Origin of the sequence: Luteimonas sp. YGD11-2 (assembly GCF_004118975.1) — a bacterium.
GTDB lineage: Bacteria > Pseudomonadota > Gammaproteobacteria > Xanthomonadales > Xanthomonadaceae > Luteimonas > Luteimonas muca.
This window is the reverse complement of the sequence record NZ_CP035376.1, coordinates 1,625,285-1,642,457: the sequence shown is the minus strand read 5'-3', so window position 1 is coordinate 1,642,457 and position 17,173 is coordinate 1,625,285. Positions and strand designations below refer to the sequence as shown.

The window sequence follows — 17,173 nt, the reverse complement described above, 5'->3', positions numbered from 1 at the left end:
GTGCGCCTTGTGCTGGCGAGGGTGCGCCGCCAAGCTATGCGGCCCGGAATACCCTGTTTTCCAACGCCGCGAGTATACATGAGCACCCCGAAGCACTGCCGTCTGTTGATCCTCGGTTCCGGCCCCGCCGGCTGGACCGCCGCCGTCTACGCCGCGCGCGCCAACCTCAAGCCGGTGGTGGTGACCGGGATGCAGATGGGTGGCCAGCTGATGACGACCACGGAGGTCGACAACTGGCCGGGCGATGCACACGGGTTGATGGGCCCGGACCTGATGGCGCGCATGCAGGCACATGCCGAGCGCTTCGAAACCGAGACCGTGTTCGACCACATCCACACCGCCGACCTGTCGCAGCGCCCGTTCCGCCTGAAGGGCGACAACGGCGAGTACACGGCCGATGCCCTAGTGATCGCCACCGGCGCCACCGCCAAGTACCTGGGCCTGCCGTCCGAGGAGCTCTACAAGGGCCGCGGCGTCTCCGCCTGTGCCACCTGCGACGGCTTCTTCTACAAGGACCGCGAGGTCGCGGTGGTCGGTGGCGGCAACACCGCGGTGGAAGAAGCGCTGTACCTCTCCAACCTCGCCAGCAAGGTCTACCTGGTGCACCGCCGCGACACCCTGCGTGCGGAGAAGATCATGCAGGACAAGCTGCACGCCAAGATCGCCGCCGGGAAGATCGAGCCGGTCTGGCATCACGTGGTCGACGAGGTGCTGGGCGACGATGCCGGCGTGACCGGCCTGCGGGTGAAGTCGGTGCTCGACGGCAGCACCCGCGAACTCGCGGTGCACGGTTTCTTCGTCGCCATCGGCCACACCCCGAACACCTCGCTGTTCGAGGGCCAGCTGGCGATGAACAACGGCTACCTCGAGATCCGCTCCGGTCTCGGCGGTGCCGCCACCGAGACCTCGGTGCCCGGCGTGTTCGCTGCCGGCGACGTGGCCGATCAGCACTACCGGCAGGCGATCACCTCGGCCGGCTTCGGCTGCATGGCCGCGCTGGATGCCGAGCGCTTCCTCGACCAGCAGGGCTGAAGGTTACTGCCACGGAGTCACGCCGATGGCCGTGGACGGTAAGCGTGGCAAGGTGCCGATGGCCGCGACCCGGGGTGAAGCAACCGTGCGTCCGGCGGCTCTGCGCCTGAGCCGCGTGGATCGGCCTGTATCCGCGGCCGGCCACGCGGGCGGCGCCCTGCGCCGGCCGGTCCCGTGACCGCCAGCCACGCCACCGCGCGCATCGTCGAGTCGCTGGCATCGGTCCCGGCCGAAGCCTGGGATGCGCTGCACGACGGCGGCAACCCGTTTGTCGCACATGCCTTCCTCGCAGGGCTGGAGGCCACCGGCTGCCTGCGGCCCGAGTGGGGTTGGACGCCGCGTCACCTGACCCTGTGGCGCGGCGGCCAGCTCGTCGCTGCCGCGCCGGGTTACCGGAAGACCAACTCGCACGGCGAGTTCGTGTTCGACCATGCCTGGGCGCACGCCTATGCGCGGCATGGGCTCGAGTACTTCCCGAAGTGGCTGGGCGCGGTGCCCTACTCGCCGGTCACCGGGCCGCGCCTGCTGGCGGTGGACGATGCCGCCCGGCGCGCGCTCGTGGAGGCGATCCGCGAACATGCCGCTGCCGACGGGATGTCGTCGGCACATATCAATTTCCACACCGCCGCCGAGGACGCCGCCTTCGGCGACGATTGGCTGTCGCGGCTGGACGTGCAGTACCACTGGCGCAACCAGGGCTCGTGGCGGACCTTCGACGACCATCTGGCGGCGATGGACCACAAGCACCGCAAGAACATCCGCCAGGAACGCCGGCGCGTGGCGCAGGCCGGCGTCACCTTCCGCGTGCGCCATGGCGACGAGGCGGACAAGGCGGACCTCGACGCGATCTACGGCTTCTACCTGCAGACCTTTGCCGAATACGGCAACTCGCCGGCGTTGACCCCCGCGTTCCTGCGGCATCTGGCCACGACCATGCCGCGTTCGCTGGTGCTGATCCTGGCCGAGCACGAGGGCGACACGATTGCCGGCGCACTGTGCCTGCGCGGGCGCGACACGCTGTACGGGCGCTACTGGGGCGCCACCCGCACCCTGCCCGGCCTGCACTTCGAGACCTGCTACTACCGGGGCATCGAATACTGCCTGCAGCACGGTCTCGCGCACTTCGAGCCCGGCGCACAGGGCGAGCACAAGATCGCCCGCGGCTTCCTGCCGCAGTTCGTGCGCAGCCGGCACTGGATCGCCGAGCCGGCATTCGCCGACGCCCTGCGCGACTGGTGCGCGCAGGAGACCGCCGGCGTGCGTGCGTACGCGGCCACGCTCGCCCGCCACTCACCGTACAGGCCGGAGGGTGCCGACCGGTGATGCCGGAGCTGCGACCGACCATCCTGGGGGCCGACCCCCATGCGCCGTTCCCGCCGGCATCGCACGCGTTGCGCGAGCCGGACGGATTGCTCGCCATCGGCGGCGACCTGTCGCCAGCGCGGTTGCTGGCGGCCTACCACGGCGGAATCTTCCCGTGGTACTCCGACGGCCAGCCGATCCTGTGGTGGTCACCGGATCCGCGAGGCGTATTCGTGACCGCCGAGGTGCGGCTGTCGTCGCGCTTCCGCCGCAGCCTGCGGCGTTCGTCGTGGACGGTCCGTGCCGACACCCGCTTCGCCGGGGTGGTGGCCGCCTGTGCCGCGGCACCACGCCCGGGCCAGGACGGCACCTGGATCACCGCGGCGATGCAGGATGCCTACCTGCGACTGCACGCGCTCGGGCATGCCCACAGCGTCGAGGTGCTGGATGGCGAGCATCTGGTCGGCGGCATCTATGGTGTCGCCGTGGGGCGGATGTTCTACGGCGAGAGCATGTTCAGTGGCGAGGCCGGCGGTTCCAAGGTGGCACTGGCCGCGCTGGCCCGGCATCTTGCAGGGCGTGGCTGGCCGCTGATCGATGCGCAGATGCCGACCCCGCACCTCGAGCGGCTGGGCGCGCGGGCATGGCCGCGCGCGCGTTTCCTCGAGGCCATCGCGGCGCTGGTCGATGACCCCGAGCCGCCGGGCGACTGGCGGGACCGCTTCGGCGAACAGCCCGCACACGATCTCGCAGGCCTTGCCGCACCCGAGAATTTTGCGCCGCGGCGCCATCCGTGACAGAATGGCGCGTTTTCCGGGTCTGCGATTCCGCGCCCGCGACCAACGCAGACAGGACGCATGGCGAAAGACGACGTCATTGAATTTGAAGGCACCGTTTCCGAGACCCTCCCGAACACGATGTTCCGGGTGAAGCTCGAGAATGGACACGAGATCATCGCCCACATTTCGGGCCGGATGCGCAAGAACTACATCCGCATCCTCACCGGTGACCGGGTCAAGGTGGAGATGACTCCCTACGACCTCACCAAGGGCCGGATCACCTACCGCATGAAGTAGGTTCGACCCGTACGGAAGAAGGCGGCCTTGCGGCCGCCTTTTTTTGTTTGTCCCGCCAGTGTGCAGCCCTGCCGGTGCGGTCAGTCGACGGTGGCCGGCAGCAGCTTCTCCGGCTCCGGGGACGCCTCCACAACCAGTTCGCCGTCGCGCACGTCGATGCTGACCCGGCCGCCGTTGACCAGCTTGCCGAACAGCAGCTCGTCGGCCAGCGGGCGCTTGACCTTGTCCTGGATCACCCGCGCCATCGGGCGTGCGCCCATCTGCGGGTCGAAGCCATGCTGGGCCAGCCAGTCGCGTGCTTCCGGGGTGGCATTGATCGCCACGTTCTTCTCGTGCAGCTGGCTTTCCAGTTCGATGACGAACTTGTCCACCACGCGCAGGATGTGCTCGAAGCCCAGCGGCTGGAACTGCACGATCGCATCCAGGCGGTTGCGGAATTCCGGGCTGAAGGACTTGCGGATCACTTCCATCGCATCGGTGCTGTGGTCCTGACGGGTGAAGCCGATCGACCGCCGCGACGCCTGCTGGGCGCCGGCATTGGTGGTCATCACCACGATCACGTTGCGGAAGTTCGCCTCCCGGCCATTGGTGTCGGTGAGCGTGCCGCGGTCCATCACCTGCAGCAGGATGTTGAAGATGTCCGGGTGCGCCTTCTCCACCTCGTCGAGCAGCAGCACGCAGTGCGGCGTCTTGACGATCTTCTCGGTCAGCAGGCCGCCCTGGTCGAAGCCCACATAGCCCGGGGGCGCGCCGATCAGGCGGCTGACCGAATGCGGCTCCATGTACTCCGACATGTCGAAGCGCACCAGTTCGATGCCCAGCTGGTGGGCCAGCTGGCGGGTGACCTCGGTCTTGCCCACGCCGGTGGGGCCCGCGAACAGGAAGTTGCCGATCGGCTTGTCCGGGTTGGCCAGGCCCGAGCGCGCCAGCTTGATCGCCGAGGCCAACGATTCGATCGCCGGATCCTGGCCGAAGATCACCATCTTGAGGTTGCGCTCGAGGTGCTGCAGCACGTCCTTGTCGGATGCGCTGACCTGCTTGGCCGGAATCCGCGCCATCCGCGCCACGATCGTTTCCACCTCCTCGACGTCGATCAGGGCCTTGCGCACCTCCTCGGGCAGCAGGCGCTGGCGCGCGCCGGCCTCGTCGATGACGTCGATGGCCTTGTCCGGCAGCAGGCGGTCGGCGATGTGCTTGACCGACAGCTCCACCGCCGCGCGCAGCGCCTCGTCGGCGTAGGTGACGTCGTGGTGCGATTCGTACTTCGGCTTCAGCCCGCGCAGGATCTCGATCGCCTCGCCGGTCGTCGGCTCGACGATGTCGATCTTCTGGAAGCGGCGTGCCAGCGCGCGGTCCTTTTCGAAGATGCCGCGGTATTCCTGGAACGTGGTCGAGCCGATGCAGCGCAGCTCGCCCTTGGCCAGCGCCGGCTTGAGCAGGTTCGACGCATCCATGGTGCCGCCCGATGCGGAGCCGGCGCCGATGATGGTGTGGATCTCGTCGATGAAGAGCACCGCGCCGGGATGCTTCTGGATGGCGGCAAGCACCGCCTTCAGGCGCTTCTCGAAGTCGCCGCGGTACTTGGTGCCGGCGACCAGCGCACCGAGGTCGAGCGAATAGATCGTGGCGTGCGCCAGCACCTCCGGCACCTCGCCGTCGACGATGCGCTTGGCCAGGCCCTCGGCGATCGCGGTCTTGCCGACGCCGGCCTCGCCCACGTACAGCGGGTTGTTCTTGCGGCGCCGGCAGAGGATCTGGATGGTGCGCTCGATCTCCTCGCTGCGGCCCACCAGCGGGTCGATGCGCCCGTCGCGCGCGGCGGCATTGAGATCGGTGGCGTACTCGGCCAGCGCGTCCGCCTTGCCGTCACCGGCCTCGCCGACCGTGCCCTCGCCGTCCTCGCCGCCGGGCGCGGGCTCGCCATCGCCGGTCTTGGCGATGCCGTGCGACAGGTAGTTGACGACGTCGAGACGGGTGACGTCCTGCTGGTTCAGGTAATAGACGGCGTGGGAATCCTTCTCGCCGAAGATCGCCACCAGCACGTTGGCGCCGGTGACCTCCTTCTTGCCGGAGGACTGCACGTGGTAGACCGCGCGCTGGAGCACGCGCTGGAAACCCAGGGTCGGCTGGGTGTCGCGGCCGTCGCCCTCGTCGAGCTTCGACACGCTGGTGGCGATGGCCTGTTCCAGATCGCCGCGCAGGCGCTGGAAATCGACGCTGGTGGCCTTGAGCACCGCCTCGGCGGACGGGTTGTCCATCAGGGCCAGCAGCAGGTGTTCGACCGTCATGTACTCGTCGCGGGCTTCGCGTGCCCGCTTGTAGCACTGGCCGATGGAGTACTCGAGATCCTTGCTGAACATGGGGCGGATGCCTCCGGAAAGTCTACGGCCTAGGTGGGGCCGGTCCGCCGGTTTTCCATGTCCGCCGGTCCTGCCTGCTTTTAGGCCTTCTCCATGGTGCAGAGCAAGGGATGCTGGTTCAGGCGGGCGTATTCGTTCACCTGTGCCACCTTGGATTCGGCCACCTCGCGACTGTAGACCCCGCACACGCCACGACCGCGTGTATGGACGTGCAGCATCACCTGGGTGGCTTTCTCCAGGTTCATCGAGAAAAAGCGCACCAGCACGTCGATGACGAAGTCCATCGGCGTGTAGTCGTCATTGAGCAGCAGCACCGAATACATCGGTGGCCGGGCGAGTTCGGGGCGGCCGGTTTCAACGGCAACGCCGTGATCGTGCTCGTGTTCGGGATTGCGTGGCATGGCGGAATTATACGTTCCGCGCAACGGCGTTCCGTGGACGCCACGAAGGTGCGGGGCGAGAATGCGTTGCGCGTTGCTGGAACGCGCCTTTCCGGATTCCGCCCCATGCCCGCCGCCCTGCTGCTGTCCGCCCTGCTCCTCTCCCCGCCCGTGCCACCGCCCGCGCCAACGGCGGTCGTCGACCCGGTGCCCGCGCTGCTCGACGAGGCCGGCATCGGCTACGAGGTCGACGGCGACGGCGATTACCGGGTGGTGTTCTCGTGGACGCAGGAGTCGCGCTCGCAGATGGTGTTCGTGTCCGGGCGCACCGAGGACATCGCCGGCCGGCGCATCCGCGAGGTGTTCTCGCCGGCCGCACAGCTCGGGCAGGCGCTCGATGCCGAGACAGCCACCGGGCTGTTGCGCGACAGCCAGACCCGCAAGCTCGGCGCATGGGAACTGGCGGGCGACGTGCTGTATTACGTGGTCAAGCTGCCGGAACCGCTCGACGCAGAGCTGCTGGAACTCGCGCTGACGATCGCCGCGGAATCCGCCGACGACCGCGAGATCATGTTCACCGGCGAGCTGGACGCACTGTGAGTTCGCGACGCGATCTCAGCGGGCAGCCCGCGATCACCGTGGCCACGCTGGTGGCCGATCGCGGCCGGCTGCTGTGCGTGGAGGAAATGGCCGCGGGCACGCTGGTGATCAACCAGCCGGCCGGGCACCTCGACCCCGGTGAGTCGCTGGTCGACGCCGCCGTGCGCGAAACCCTCGAGGAAACCGCCTGGACCGTGTGCCCGACCCACCTGGTCGGCGTGTACCAGTGGGTGGCGGAGGACGGCCTGCCGTTCCTGCGCTTCGCATTCGCGGCAACCCCGGTGTCGCATGACCCGGAGCAGCCGCTGGACCGCGGCATCGAACGCGCGCTGTGGCTCACGCCCGCCGAGCTGCGGCAGGCGCAGGCGCGGCATCGCAGCCCGCTGGTGGCGCGCACGGTCGAGGATTTCCTTGCCGGCCGGCGCTATCCGCTCGACCTAGTCGCCTGGCTGCCATGAGCGCTGCGCGCATCATCGTCGGCATGTCCGGCGGCGTGGACTCGTCGGTCACCGCGCTGTTGCTGCGCGACCGCGCCCGTGAGGGCCGGGGCGAGCCGATCGCCGGGCTGTTCATGCAGAACTGGGCCGATGACGGCAGCGGTGACTGCCGTGCCGAGGACGACCGCCGCGACGCCGTCGCCGTCTGCGGGCGGTTCGGCATTCCGATCCATTTCCGTGACTTCTCCGGCGAGTACTGGCAGGGCGTGTTCGAGCATTTCCTTGCCGAGTACGCCGCCGGTCGCACGCCGAACCCGGACGTGCTGTGCAACCGCGAGATCAAGTTCCGGCACTTCTTGGATGCAGCCCACGCGCTCGGCGCGGAGCGCATCGCCACCGGCCATTACGCCCGCGTGGACCATGCCCACGGCCGCTGGCGGCTGCTGCGCGCCCACGACGCCGGCAAGGACCAGAGCTATTTCCTGCACCAGCTCGGCCAGGAGCAGTTGGCCGCGACGCTGTTTCCGCTGGGCGAACTGCCCAAGCACCGGGTGCGCGAGCTCGCGGCCGCGGCGGGCCTGCCGACGGCGGCGAAAAAGGATTCCACCGGGATCTGCTTCATCGGCGAGCGTGATTTCCGCACGTTCCTCGCCCGCTACCTGCCGGCGCGCGAAGGCGAGATCCGCACGCCGGACGGGCGCGTGCTGGGGACCCATCCGGGCGTGTTCTATTTCACCCTCGGCCAGCGCGAGGGCCTGCAGCTGGGCGGCGTGCGTGGCTTCGCGGCGGCGCCGTGGTACGTGGTCGACAAACGCGTGGCCGACAACGTGCTGGTGGTGGACCAGGACCGCGACAGCCGCTGGCTGATGTCGCACGTCACCTGGACCGAGGACGCGCACTGGATATCCGGCGCCCCGCCGGCCCGGCGCTTCGCGGCGCTTGCACAGACCCGCTACCGGCAACCGCCCGAGGCCTGCGATGTGCTGGTGCGCGACGACGGCACCCTCGAGGTGCGCTTCGCGCGGGCGCAGCGCGCGGTGACCCCGGGCCAGTCGCTGGTGCTCTATGACGGCGACGAATGCCTGGGGGGCGCGGTGATTGCCGCCACCGATGCGCCTGCCACGCACGTGCAGGACCGCGAGCACCCGCGGGCAGCGGTTAAACTTGCCCGATGACTGATTCCTTCGACGATCGCGTGCTGGCCCTTGCGGCGCTGGCGCAGGCTCTGCAGCAGGTCCGCACCACCGCCGAGACCGGCCAGTCACGCAGCGATGCCGCCAGTGCGGTGATCGACAGCGTGTTCCGCATCGATGCCGATTCCGTGGTCGATATCTACGGCGGCGTGCCACCGCTGCACCCGGGCCTGCGCCTGCTGCGCGATTACCTCGGCCGCCAGGCCCATGACGACGCGGTGCCCAAGCTGGCACTTGCGGTGATGCGCCTGGAACGCCGCTTCTCCTCCGAACCCGCGGTCCAGGAGGCGGTGGGCAGCAGCCTGCGCAGGCTGGCCCCGCAGGCCGAGGCGCATGGCGCCACCCATCCCGACGTGCTCAACGCGCTGGGCAGCCTGTATGCCGACACCATCAGCCACCTGCGACCCCGGGTGATGGTGCAGGGGTCGCCGCATTACCTCGGGCAGGCCGCGGTGGTCGCCGAGATCCGTGCGCTGCTGCTTGCCGCGGTGCGTTCGGCGGTGCTGTGGCGGCAGGTCGGCGGCAGCCAGTGGGACCTGCTGTTCTCGCGCGGGCGGATGATGGAATCGCTGGCACGGCTGGTGCCGTAGCGGGAGCATGCTGTAGAGAGCATGCCGTAGCGGAAGCGGGTCGCGGCGGGAGCATGCCGCGGCGGGGCGGGTGCGAGGCGCCACCGCGGACATCGGCCGTGCAGGGCCCGAAACGGAACACGCCGTTCCCGGCGCTCCACACCCGGGGCGCTAGACTGGCCCGCCCCGTGCTGGACGACCCCTCCCATGAAACGCCTGTTGCTGCCGATCGCACTGGGCGCGGCCTGCTGGATGCCCGCGCATGCTGAAATCCCCCTCGGGACGGTCGCCGGTTCCGATGTGGCGTTCGAGGGCATGTTCCAGGTCGACGGCTACTGGTTCGACAACGACCTGCGCGACCTCGACGGCCGCGACGACGGCCGCGACCGTGCCACTGGCATCCGCCGCTTCGAACTGGTGCTCAAGGGCCAGGGGCCCGGCGGCTTCGGCTGGGTGCTCGGCTACGACGTCGAGGCCGACGCCTTCCTCGACAACAACGTCACCTGGTCCTTTGGCGGCGACGGTTCGCCGAAGCAGACCCTGCTGCTGGGCCAGGCCAAGCAGCCCAACAGTCTCGAAGAGCTGTCTTCCGCGCGCCATAACGACTTCATCGCCAAGGCCGCGGCGACCGGCACCTTCGCCACAGGCCGCAGGCTGGGCGCATCGTGGACGTACGACGCCGGCGACCTGGGCGCCACCGTCGGCTGGTTCGGCCGCAACCTGGACGACGACGCCGGCGGCGCCGGTTACGCCGCCCGTGGCTGGTGGGCGCCGGTGCGCGACGACGGCCGCGTGCTGCACCTGGGCCTGAGCCATGTCGACCGCGATACCGATGGCGACGCGCTGCGCCTGCGCGCGCGCCCGAATGCCGACTTCGCCGAGCGCATCATCGACAGTGGCGGCCTGGTCGATGTCGATCGGCTGGCCACCACCGGCCTGGAAGCGATGTGGATCGACGGCCCGGTCAAGCTGCAGGGCGAATACTTCCTGTCTCGCGCCGACCGCATCGGCACCAGCGGCTACGACACCGAAGGCGGCTACGTCAGTGCACTGTGGACGCCGGGCGGCAGCGGCTGGAACTACGGCGGTGGCCTGCCCCGCACCCGCGTCGAGAACCCCGGGTTGTGGCAGCTCGGCCTGCGCTACGACTACCTGGACCTCGACGACGGCACCGTGCGCGGTGGCCGCATGGAGGCCTGGACGGCGGGCGTGAACTGGTACTGGCGGCAGAACGCCAAGCTGATGCTCAACTACGTCAATGTCACCAGCCGTGCCCGCGACGCCGCCAGCGGCCTGGTGCTCAACGACGATCCATCGATCCTCGAGGCGCGCGTCCAGCTGCACTGGTAGGCGCACCGGACCCGCGCTGCAGCATTGGCGTGCACCCGCTGCGTCGATGCCTCGCAGCGCACGCGCTGCCAGGCGCGACACGCCATCGGGGAGCCGGCGATGTGCCGCCTCCGGTGCTGCTTCACCCGCCGACGGCCAGATCCCACTCGATGAAGCTGGCCAGCAGGTCCGGGCTGTCGCCGGGCTGCTGACGGTCCGCGGCCAACCGTTCCAGTTCGGCCAGCGCCAGCAGCTCGAGCTGGCGCAGCACATCCTCGCGGCGACGCCGCGGTGGTTGCCCCGCGATGCCGCAGTCCGGGGCCTGCGCGGCCGGCAGTGGCGCTACGCACGACAACGCCCCGGCGGTGGCCGGGGCGTCGCTGTCGTCGTGGGCGCTCGTGCGGTCCAACTCAGAACAGCTCGACGGTGCCCGCGCCCATGGATTCCTGGGTCACCGGCTTGTGCGGCGGCTTCTCCCAGGTGCTGCGCAGTTCGCGCACGCGCTGGCCGATGCGCTGCAGCGCACGGATCAGTTCCTCGTCGAACACGCCGCCGTTGCGGCGCAGCAGGTCCTGCAGGTCGATGGCTTCGCGGTTGATCGCGTTGAGCCGCTCGAGGTGCGCATGCACGCCGCCGAGCGCCTGGGTGGCGATGTCCTCGAACTGCAGCGCGCGTACGGCTTCCGCCACGCTGCCGTCGATCGCACGACCGCAATCGGAGATCTCGCGCATGCCGTCGCCCAGCGAACGGTTGATCGCGGCCACCTGGTCGAGCATGCCGGCGGCTTCGGCGCGCGCCTCGCGGGAGCGGTTGAGGTCGCGCGAGGCCATCCCCGACACGGTGTCGCGCACCTTGGCGATGGATTCCTTGGACGAATGCGCGAGCTTGCGGATCTGCTCGTTGAACGCGGTCGAACGCTCGGACAGGTTGCGCACCTCGTCGGCGACCACCGCGAAGCCACGCCCGGCCTCGCCGGCACGCGCGGCCTCGATGGCTGCATTGAGCGCCAGCAGGTTGGTCTGGTCGGCGATCGACTTCACGTCCTCGAGCAGCGCGAAGATGCCGTCCAGGTGCCCGGCCATTTCGTCGATATGGGTCACGGTGGCGCCGCTCTGGCCGCTGACCTGTTCCAGTGCCTCCACCAGCTGCTCCATGCGCTGGCTGGCGTGCTGGGCGAAGCGGGCGACGTCGGCACCGCCGTCCTGGTCGCCGGTGCGGTCGAGGATGCGCGCCATCGCCTGCGCCTGCTGGCGCGACTTGCGGTTCATCGCGTCGAAACTGCTGCCCAGCCCGCTGACCGCCTGGCGGATCAGGTCGCGCGCGCGCTCCACTTCCACCCGCGAGCCTTCGATCTCGGCGCCGACGAACTGGCGCAGCTCGCTCAGCAGCTGCTCCTGCTCCTGCAGGATGCGGGTGTGCTCCGGCGGGCGGCGGGTCTCGCGCATCACAAGCCAGACGCCGACGCCGATCCAGCTGGCGGTGACGGTCAGCAGGATCGCCCAACGCACTGGGCCCGGCCATTCGAGCGCGAACGCCAGTGGCAGCAGCAGGGTGAGGAACAGCGGTGGGGCGAGGCGGATCAGCAGGCGTGCGTACATGGGGCGCTCTCAGGGGCGGGCTCTACGGACCCGGTATCGGCCCCCGTCGACCGGCCTTTAGCGTTTGCGCCGGTTGCCGCGCGATTCCACGCATCTTCGGTGGCATTTGCGACCCAGGACGCAGTTCGCGTGGACGCGGTGATCGCGGGCGCAGGACCGGTCGGAGCCTCCTGCGTGCGCGTGGCCGGCTGCAGGGCGCAGCGTCCGGAGGTCCACGATCGGGTCACGACCAGTTGCCTGCCACCGAGCGCTGGCGCACGGCCGTGAGGCCGGGTCGTGGGCGGCCCGCCTATGGTGCAGGCGCAGGATCGATCAGCGCCGCAGGACGGTCACCCGGGCGGACTCGGCCATGGCGTCTCCGGGCCGCGGCTGCAACCAGCGGGCCACTTCGTGCGCCGGCAACGGCCGCGCGTACAGGAAACCCTGCACCTCGTCGCAGCCGAACTCGCGCAGCAGGCGTTCGTCGTCCGCGGTCTCCACGCCTTCGGCGAGCACCTGCATCCGCAAGGCCTTGCCGAGCTGGATGATCGCGCGGGTCACCTCGGCCGAGCGGCGGCCCTCGCCCAGGCCGGCAATGAAGCTGCGGTCGATCTTCAGCCGCCCCACCGGGAACCGGCTGAGGTAGCTGAGGCTGGAGAAGCCGATGCCGAAGTCGTCGATGGCCAGCGCCACGCCTTCGCGAGCGAACACCTCGAAGCAGTGCCACAACGCCGGCGTGTCGCGCAGCAGCGCCGACTCCGTGAGTTCGAGTTCGAGCTGCGTGGGCGGCCAGCCGCTCTCCGCGCAGGCTCCCAGCACGCGCGCGGCGAAGCCCGGATCGCGCAGCTGGACCGCCGATACGTTGACCGACATCCGCCCCAGGGCGATGCCGGCGCGCGCCCATGCCGCCGCCTGGCTGCAGGCCTCGCGCAGGACCCAGTCGCCGATGGCGGCGATGTCGCCGGTGGCCTCGGCGATCGGGATGAACTCGTCCGGCGGGCAATGGCCGAGCTCGCGGTGATGCCAGCGCAGCAGCGCTTCCACGCCGACGACGGTGCCGCTGCGCAGTTCGTACAGCGGCTGGTAGACCAGCGAGAATTCATCACGCTCGAGCGCACCGCGCATGGCCTGCTCGAGGTCCAGGCGCCGGCGCGAACGACGCCACGCTTCCGGGCTGTGGAACTGGATGCGGTTGCGGCCATCGTCCTGCTTGGCGTTGTGCAGGGCCGCGGCCGCGGCGCGCAGCAGCTCGTCGAAGCCGACGTCCGCGGGGCGGATCGCGATGCCGGCGCTGACGCCGAACCGCAGGATCTCGCCATCCACCGGCACCGGGTCCGACAGGCCGGTGACGATGCGCTGGGCGGTGGCGGCGATCGCCTCGCGGCCCTCGCCCTGGCGCAGCAGCACCACGAACTCGTCGCCCCCCAGGCGCCCGAAGAGATCGCCGGCATCCACCAGCATGTGCAGGCGCGCGGCGACGGTCTTGAGCACGGTATCTCCGGCGGCGTGGCCATGGGCCTCATTGATGCCGCCGAATCCGTCGAGGTCGAGCAGCAGCAGTGCATGGCCGGTCGCGCAATCGGCCGCGGCCAGCACCGCCTCGATCTCCTCGCGCAGCCGGGTGCGGTTGGGCAGCCGGGTCAGGGTGTCGTAGTGGGACAGCAGTTCGATGCGTGCGCTGGCCTCGCGCTCGCGCGAGATGTCGCGGAACAACACCAGGTGCCGCCCGCGGGTCGCGCCGTCGCGGTCGAACTCGACCACCGCCTGCACCCACACCTGCACGCCGTCGGGACGGTAGAAGCACAGGTCCAGCGAGATCGCATCGGCGCCATCGGCCACCCGCGCCATCGCCTCGTGCAGGGCGTCGCGCGATTCGATCGTGTAGTGGCGCAGCAGCTCGTCGAGCGCCATCGTGCTGCCTTCGCGCCCGTGCAGGCGCGCGCACTCCTCGGTCCAGTGCAGGGTGCGGGTGCCGGCGTCGATCTCGCAGCCGCCGATGCGGCCCAGCTCGGCCACCCGGCGCAGCAGTTCGCCGCGGCGGCGGTTGGCCGCATCGGCGCGACGCTGTGCCGTGAGGTCCTGGATCTGTGCGATCACCCGCAACAGCCGTTCGCCATCACAGCGCGGCGAGGCCCAGACCTGCAGGTGCAGGCGCCCGGCCGCAGCTTCCACGGTGAGCTCGAAGCTGGTGGTGCCGTCGCCCTGGCGGAGCCGGTTCCAGCCCTGCCGCAATGCCTGGCGATCGCCACGGCAGCGCCGCAGCCACGCGCGCACGCGCAGCCCGTCGTCGAGGCCCAGTGCGGTACGCAGCTCGCGCGTGCACCAGACCACGTCGGTGGATGCATCCCAGGTCCAGCTGGCCATGCCGGCCAGTCGCTGTGTTTCCTCGACCAGCCCGCGCTGCTCGCGCAGGCGCTGTTCAAGCTGCTTCTGGCTGCCGATGCCCGTGACGGTGCCGGCCATGCGCAATGGCGTGCCACTGGCATCCCAGGCGGTCACGCGGCCGGCGTCGCGCACCCAGCGCCAGCTGCCGTCGCGATGCAGGCAGCGGTACTCGCACAAATAAGCGGGGCTGCGCCCGGCCAGGTGCGCTTCGAGCGCGGCGCGCAGGCGGCCGCGGTCATCGGGATGGGCGCGGCGCTGGGCATCGGCGAAGCTGCCGACAGCCGCCGACGCACCCTCGTGGCCCATCAGTCTCAGCCAGGAGACGGAACGCTGCAGACGGTCCTGGCGGATGTCCCAGACCCACAGGCCATGGCCACCCGACTCCGCCGCTTCCAGCCATGCACCCGCCACCGACGACAGCTGCACGCTCAGCGAATAGGCCACCACGCCCTGCTGGTCGCGGCTGACCACGCGCATGCAGGCCTGCAGCGCGCCATCGGCGCCCGGCAGTTCGCAGTCCACGGCATCCTCACCCTGCGACAGCCGCGCGCGCAGGCCGGCCAGCGAGGGCGCATGGCGTTCGACCAGCGCATCCAGCCCGCGCCCCTGCGCCGCGGCATTGGCCAGCAGGCAGCGGCCGTCGCGGTCAAGCAGCAGCAGGCCATCCGGCAACGGATGGCTGAGCAGGCTCGAGATGACGCCAGGATCCATCTGCGCGAATCGCTCCGGTTGCGTGCCGCCCGGCCGTGGTCGGCATGGCTTGTCCATCGGTAACGGCGGCACCGGCCGGAAATTGAGGCGCGCCTGCGGGGGCGGCTAGACTCGGGTGCAGCACCCTCGGAAGGACCACATGGCAGCAGCGCGAGAGGAAGGCAGCGACACGGCGCGTGCATATCGTTCCGGCCTGCGCCAGAGCCTGGCGGGAATCCGCTGGTGGATCCCGTTGCTTTACCTGGTGCTGGCCGGCGCGTGGATCCTGTTCAGCGATCACCTGGTGGAAGGACTGTTGCCCGCGGCCGCGGTGCGGGTGGCGCAGTCGGTCAAGGGTCTGCTGTTCGTGCTGGCCAGTGCGGCGGCGCTGTGGCTGCTGCTGCGCAACCAGGCGCGCGGCATCGAACGTGCCCACCGCGCCACCCTTGATTACGCGCAGCGTTATCGCGAGCTGCTGGAGCGCCATCCCGATCCGCTGTGGCTGCACGAGGCCGGCAGCGGCCGGCTGCTGTACGTCAATCCGGCGGCACGCAGGTTCTTCGGGCTGGGGGCGGATGATGCGCTGCCTGCCGACGCCGCGGCGCTGCAGGGCGTGCTGCCGCACCCCGGCGAGGAAGGCCGACCGGCGACGATCCGGCGCATCCACCTGCCCGGGGGGCGCCGGCACGATGTCGAGCTGCATGTCGCGCGGCTCGACCACGACGGCCGCGAGGCGCGACTGGTCAGCATGCGCGATCGCACGGCCGAGATCGGCGCCGAGCGCGAGCGTGCGCAGAGTGCGCGGCGCATGCGCGAAGCCCAGCAGCTGGCCTGCCTGGGGTCGTGGGAATTCGATCCGGCATCGGGCCACGGCCATCTGTCCGAGGAAACCTGCCGCATGCTCGGCATCCGTGCGCCTGCCGGTGACGGCGCCGACGTCCGGGGCCTGCTGCTCGATTCATTGCCCGGCTGGGGCGGCGAGCTGTCCAGCCTGCTGGACGCGCTGGCTTCCGGCCACGGGACGACCCTGGACGTGGTGATCCCGCTGGAAACCCCGGATGGCACGCGCCGGCTGCAGCTGCGCGGCGCGCGCGCCACCGACGACGGCGCGCCCCATCTGCTGCGCGGCACCCTGCAGGACATCACCGAGGCCGAAGCCGCGCGCCGCCAGCTGCGCGAACGCGAGCGCCAGTTCCATGACCTGATCCGCGCCCTGCCCGACGGCGTGATCCTGCTGGCCGGCGACCGCGTGCGCTACGCCAACCCCGCGTGCGCCGAGGCGTTCGGGCGGCCGGTGGAATCGATGCCCGGGTTGCCGGTGCAGGCATTGGTGGCCGAGGACGATGTGCCGCTGCTGCGCGAGTGGCTGCGCGCCGCACTCATGCCGGGACAGTCGCCGGATGCCGCCGTGCGCACGCCGCGCATGCGCCGCAGCGACGGCAGCCTGTTCAATGCCGCGCTGACCGCCGCCGAGACCCGCTACGAGGACGCCATCTGCACCGTGGTGGTGATGCGCGACCTATCGGATGCCGAGCGCATGCGCGACGAGCTGACCGCCGGCAACCAGCAGCTGCAGGCGATGGCGGCACGCATCTTCTCGGTGCAGGAGGACGAACGGCGCCGGATCTCGCGTGACCTGCACGACGACATCGGCCAGTCGATCACCGCGATCAAGATGTCGGCGAGTGCGGCAATGGACGAGGACGACCCTGCGCGGCGGCGTGACGATCTCGACGACGTGCTCGCGCTGGCCGATGCCACGCTGTCACGGCTGCGCGACATCTCGATCCTGCTGCGTCCACCGCAACTCGACGCGCTGGGCCTGGAGGCGGCGCTGCGCTGGCATGCCGAGCGGCTGTTCGCGCATGCGGGCGTGGAACTGGACCTCGCCATCGGCGTGCTGCCACAGCGGCCGGAGCGCGAGGTGGAGCAGGCCTGCTTCCGCATCGCGCAGGAAGCGATGACCAACGCGCTGCGGCATGCGGCGCCCGCGCGCGTGTCACTGTGGCTGCAGGACCAAGGTGACCGCCTGCACCTGCAGGTCGTCGACGACGGCCGCGGGTTCGACACGCCCGCGGAAGGCGGGCTGGGCCTGGCGATCATGCGCGAACGTGCGCACGGTGTCGGCGGCGCATTCGACATCCGCTCCGCGCACGGTGCGGGCACCACCGTGGAGGCCGTGCTGCCGTACGAGCCGGCGGCAAGCGCAAAGCACGCCAGCCAGCCAGCTGGCTAGAATGCCG

15 protein-coding genes are annotated in these 17,173 nt (G+C 70.2%); 10 read left to right on the top strand and 5 right to left on the bottom strand.

Features of this window, described 5'->3' with window-relative positions:
- The first annotated feature begins 78 nt into the window (after window positions 1-78).
- The 4 genes from trxB (at window position 79) to infA (ending at window position 3,410) form a co-directional block, all read left to right on the top strand.
- Window positions 79-1,032 carry a thioredoxin-disulfide reductase gene (trxB, locus tag ERL55_RS07475; protein WP_129135873.1) on the top strand — a complete coding sequence of 318 codons (954 nt, stop codon included), beginning with the start codon at window positions 79-81 and terminating at the stop codon, window positions 1,030-1,032.
- 201 nt (window positions 1,033-1,233) lie between these two features.
- Window positions 1,234-2,355 carry a GNAT family N-acetyltransferase gene (locus ERL55_RS07465; RefSeq protein WP_129137258.1) on the top strand — a complete coding sequence of 374 codons (1,122 nt, stop codon included), beginning with the start codon at window positions 1,234-1,236 and terminating at the stop codon, window positions 2,353-2,355.
- The gene (gene aat / locus ERL55_RS07460) at window positions 2,355-3,131 is read left to right on the top strand and encodes a leucyl/phenylalanyl-tRNA--protein transferase (RefSeq protein ID WP_129135871.1); all 777 of its coding nucleotides are present in this window, start codon (window positions 2,355-2,357) and stop codon (window positions 3,129-3,131) included. Before ERL55_RS07465 ends, aat begins: the two co-directional genes overlap by 1 nt.
- Window positions 3,132-3,191: 60 nt before the next feature.
- A complete protein-coding gene (infA, locus tag ERL55_RS07455) occupies window positions 3,192-3,410 on the top strand; it encodes a translation initiation factor IF-1 (RefSeq protein WP_024890331.1) in 219 nt (72 codons plus the stop codon).
- Window positions 3,411-3,490: 80 nt separating this feature from the next.
- Here the strand turns inward: infA and clpA are convergent, their stop codons facing one another.
- Together clpA and clpS are read right to left on the bottom strand one after the other, a co-directional pair.
- The gene (gene clpA / locus ERL55_RS07450) at window positions 3,491-5,770 is read right to left on the bottom strand and encodes an ATP-dependent Clp protease ATP-binding subunit ClpA (RefSeq protein WP_129135870.1); all 2,280 of its coding nucleotides are present in this window, start codon (window positions 5,768-5,770) and stop codon (window positions 3,491-3,493) included.
- 80 nt (window positions 5,771-5,850) lie between these two features.
- On the bottom strand, window positions 5,851-6,171 hold the full coding sequence (gene clpS, locus ERL55_RS07445) for an ATP-dependent Clp protease adapter ClpS (protein ID WP_129135869.1): 321 nt from the start codon (window positions 6,169-6,171) through the stop codon (window positions 5,851-5,853).
- 105 nt (window positions 6,172-6,276) lie between these two features.
- Here clpS and ERL55_RS15130 point away from each other — a divergent pair, with 105 nt between their 5' ends.
- From ERL55_RS15130 to ERL55_RS07425, 5 genes are all read left to right on the top strand, one after another.
- Entirely contained in the window at window positions 6,277-6,750 is a 474-nt protein-coding gene (locus ERL55_RS15130) for a hypothetical protein (protein WP_241685724.1), read from the top strand.
- A complete protein-coding gene (locus tag ERL55_RS07440; protein ID WP_241685723.1) occupies window positions 6,747-7,208 on the top strand; it encodes an NUDIX hydrolase in 462 nt (153 codons plus the stop codon). Before ERL55_RS15130 ends, ERL55_RS07440 begins: the two co-directional genes overlap by 4 nt.
- Complete coding sequence (gene mnmA / locus ERL55_RS07435; protein WP_129135867.1) at window positions 7,205-8,362, top strand: tRNA 2-thiouridine(34) synthase MnmA; 1,158 nt, start codon at window positions 7,205-7,207, stop codon at window positions 8,360-8,362. Before ERL55_RS07440 ends, mnmA begins: the two co-directional genes overlap by 4 nt.
- Window positions 8,359-8,970 carry a high frequency lysogenization protein HflD gene (gene hflD, locus ERL55_RS07430; RefSeq protein WP_129135866.1) on the top strand — a complete coding sequence of 204 codons (612 nt, stop codon included), beginning with the start codon at window positions 8,359-8,361 and terminating at the stop codon, window positions 8,968-8,970. The genes mnmA and hflD overlap by 4 nt, the downstream gene beginning before the upstream one ends.
- Before the next feature lie 186 nt (window positions 8,971-9,156).
- Entirely contained in the window at window positions 9,157-10,299 is a 1,143-nt protein-coding gene (locus ERL55_RS07425; protein WP_129135865.1) for a porin, read from the top strand.
- A gap of 121 nt (window positions 10,300-10,420) precedes the next feature.
- Here ERL55_RS07425 and ERL55_RS07420 read toward each other — a convergent pair whose 3' ends face one another.
- The 3 genes from ERL55_RS07420 to ERL55_RS07410 form a co-directional block, all read right to left on the bottom strand.
- A complete protein-coding gene (locus tag ERL55_RS07420) occupies window positions 10,421-10,687 on the bottom strand; it encodes a hypothetical protein (RefSeq protein ID WP_129135864.1) in 267 nt (88 codons plus the stop codon).
- A gap of 1 nt (window position 10,688) precedes the next feature.
- Window positions 10,689-11,876 (bottom strand): methyl-accepting chemotaxis protein, encoded by a 1,188-nt coding sequence (locus ERL55_RS07415; RefSeq protein ID WP_129135863.1) that lies wholly within the window; start codon window positions 11,874-11,876, stop codon window positions 10,689-10,691.
- A gap of 312 nt (window positions 11,877-12,188) precedes the next feature.
- Window positions 12,189-14,951, bottom strand: coding sequence for a GGDEF domain-containing phosphodiesterase (locus tag ERL55_RS07410; protein ID WP_129135862.1), 2,763 nt, complete (start codon window positions 14,949-14,951; stop codon window positions 12,189-12,191).
- Window positions 14,952-15,090: 139 nt separating this feature from the next.
- Here ERL55_RS07410 and ERL55_RS07405 point away from each other — a divergent pair, with 139 nt between their 5' ends.
- On the top strand, window positions 15,091-17,166 hold the full coding sequence (locus tag ERL55_RS07405) for a PAS domain S-box protein (RefSeq protein ID WP_129135861.1): 2,076 nt from the start codon (window positions 15,091-15,093) through the stop codon (window positions 17,164-17,166).
- Window positions 17,167-17,173: the final 7 nt, after the last annotated feature.